Below are 2273 nucleotides of genomic sequence, written 5' to 3' on the forward strand. Positions count from 1 at the left end.
CGTCGATCATCCGGGTGACCGTCGGCGGAGACGAGGGATCGATGGAGTCGGTGCTGACCTGCACCGGCGGCCCGCCCGGCTGCGTGCCGGAGAAGCGCCGCAGGACCACGTGCGGAGTCGGCGGGGGCAGGTTGAACGGCTGCTCGATCCAGGCGGCGAAGGTGGTCCCGCCGATGGAGTCCACGAAGGGCCGCTGCCGGTCGGTGTTGTTGCCGGGCGGCGTGTCGCTGACGAGGAACTCGGCCCCGAGCGGCGTGCCGCCCGTGTTGACGTGCCGGCCCTTGATGCCGGCGTCCGCGCTGTCCGCCCAGACGGCGGTGAACAGCTCGCTGCCGATCAGCGCGTCGGCGCACGGCTGCGACTGGACCCCGGCGACGGATGTGTTCACGGCGAAGTCACCCATGATCGTCCTCCAAGACGGTGGGCGGCGGCGGATGTGTCGGACCACACCCCGGCCTGCGGCCGGAACCCGCCCACCGAGTGGCAGTCGTGGCGTCCGGTCCGGCCGGAACACGTGGGCGTCGTGCGTCCCCGGGGCTCTCGCGACGCTCCACAAAGGCCGCGAACCGGCGGGGGGTTGTCGGCGGGGGGTCAAGTTCCAACGTAACGCCACACGAACGGTGCAGGCATGTGGATCAAGCACGGGCCCTGGGGCGGCGTCCGTCCCACGGGCCGCACCGGCCGCACCCGGGACTGCCGCTCCCGGGCGCGGTCCTGACCGTCCGACAGGTCCGCCGCGTCAGGCGTCGTCCTCCTCGCCCGGTCCCGGGCCGGGCGGCGGAGGCTGGGACGGGTGCGGCAGGACCTGGAGGTGGGTGCGGTGGACGGCGACGTACAGGCCGCTGGGGGTGACGACGCCGCAGTACCGGTCCGCCTCGACGAGGAGCGCCACGGCCGTTCCGGCCGGCAGGATGCCGTCCGGCGGCCCCTCGGGCCGATGGTGGTCGTACCAGTAGGGCCCGTCCGCGTCGAGCGTGTGGGTGAAGTGGTTGGGCGGGGGGCGTACCACGTTGTCCCGGGGGACAACGGACTGGCTGCCGAGGACGGAGACCTCGGGACGCCGGACGGTGTAGGGCTGCTCCCGCGGCTGCGGTCGGTCGTTGTCCGCCATGGCGGGTGTCGCCTCAGGCGGTCTGCAGGCTGTCGGCGGGCAGCGTGTCGGGGATGGTGGGCAGCATCACGCCGACGTCGATCGGTGCGACGTGGGCGCGCAGCTCGCCGCGCTCGGCGAGTTCGAGGTGGTTGGGCAGGACGTAGGGGTCGGCGGCGTCGAGGTCGACCTCGTACCCGAGGTCCCGGAGGCTGGCCGCGGTCATCCGGCTGAGGGGGTTGCCGGCGTGGCCGACGAAGCCGGTCATGAGCTCGTCCGCGAAGACGGTCTCGCGCCAGTGGCCGTCCCGGGTGCCGGGACCACCGGTGTTCTCGACCGGGACGCGCCGGGGCTCGGGGTCGCCCACGAGGACGGCGTACTCCGACGAGGCGTTGAGGCCGGTGAAGGTCGGGTTGGGCCCTCCGCTGCCGCGCAGCAGACCCTTGAGCTTCCAGACCGTGCCGATGCCGATGACGTGGCCCATCTCGTGGGTGATCACGTCGACGAGGGTGCCGTTGGCCTCCATCGAGGCCAGGTCGTCCTGGTCGAAGGACATCAGGCCGACGGCGGGCAGGAACTCCGAGGGCCCGGGGCCGGGCCGCAGTTGGGTGGGTCCGGCCTGGCCGAGGATGTGGCCGGGGCCGTCGATGGTCCGGCCCTGGGCGCGGATCACGAGGTCGTCGACGATCCGGTCGCCGACGGCGACGTCCGGCAGGTCACCGACGATGACGCGGACCCAGCGGTCGGCGGCGGCCTTGAACGCGTTCTTCTGCGACTCGGTCAGCCCGCCGAGGAACTCGACTTCGATCGTGTAGGGGGAGGTGGTACCGGTGAGGCGCTTGGCGGCCGCGAGGTCCGCGCGCGCGATGTGGCTTTCGAAGGCGTTCATGGGATTCCCGCCCTTTCGTGGGAGGGCTCGTGGGAGTGCTCGTGCGGGACGTCCGGTGGATCGGGGCCGCGGCGGACGGCCGGTGACCGGACGCGGGCCACGGCAGGGCGGGCGTCGGTCTGGTGGGGCAGTCGGTGCGGGGCGTCGAACGGCGGTCGGGGGCGGCCGCGGGGCGCCGCCCGCCGGGGTCCGGCTCGTGTTCCGGCCCCGTCCCTTCGATCCTCCCGCGCTGCGGCCGGTGCGGCATCTCGGTCCCGTGCCCGCCCGGACGGCCCGCGGCACCGGCACCGAACG

At 73.7% G+C, this 2273-nt stretch carries 2 protein-coding genes and 1 pseudogene; all 3 read right to left on the reverse strand.

What is annotated here, in order from left to right; translation table 11 throughout:
* A pseudogene (locus ABZ641_RS33800) lies at nt 1-403 on the reverse strand (hypothetical protein); the annotation flags it as partial.
* A gap of 336 nt (nt 404-739) precedes the next feature.
* Nucleotides 740-1111: a hypothetical protein gene (locus ABZ641_RS33805; protein ID WP_359988105.1), complete on the reverse strand. Its 372-nt coding sequence runs from the start codon at nt 1109-1111 to the stop codon at nt 740-742.
* A 13-nt stretch (nt 1112-1124) separates the two neighbouring features.
* Nucleotides 1125-1979 carry a leishmanolysin-related zinc metalloendopeptidase gene (locus tag ABZ641_RS33810; RefSeq protein ID WP_359988107.1) on the reverse strand — a complete coding sequence of 285 codons (855 nt, stop codon included), beginning with the start codon at nt 1977-1979 and terminating at the stop codon, nt 1125-1127.
* Nucleotides 1980-2273: the final 294 nt, after the last annotated feature.

Source organism: Kitasatospora sp. NPDC007106 (assembly GCF_040634455.1).
GTDB classification, from domain to species: domain Bacteria; phylum Actinomycetota; class Actinomycetes; order Streptomycetales; family Streptomycetaceae; genus Kitasatospora; species Kitasatospora arboriphila.

What these genes read in the sequence shown, in the direction of transcription:
- ABZ641_RS33805 (WP_359988105.1), bottom strand. Translation starts at nt 1,111, where the DNA reads ATGGCGGACAACGACCGACCGCAGCCGCGGGAGCAGCCCTACACCGTC.
- ABZ641_RS33810 (WP_359988107.1), bottom strand. Translation starts at nt 1,979, where the DNA reads ATGAACGCCTTCGAAAGCCACATCGCGCGCGCGGACCTCGCGGCCGCC.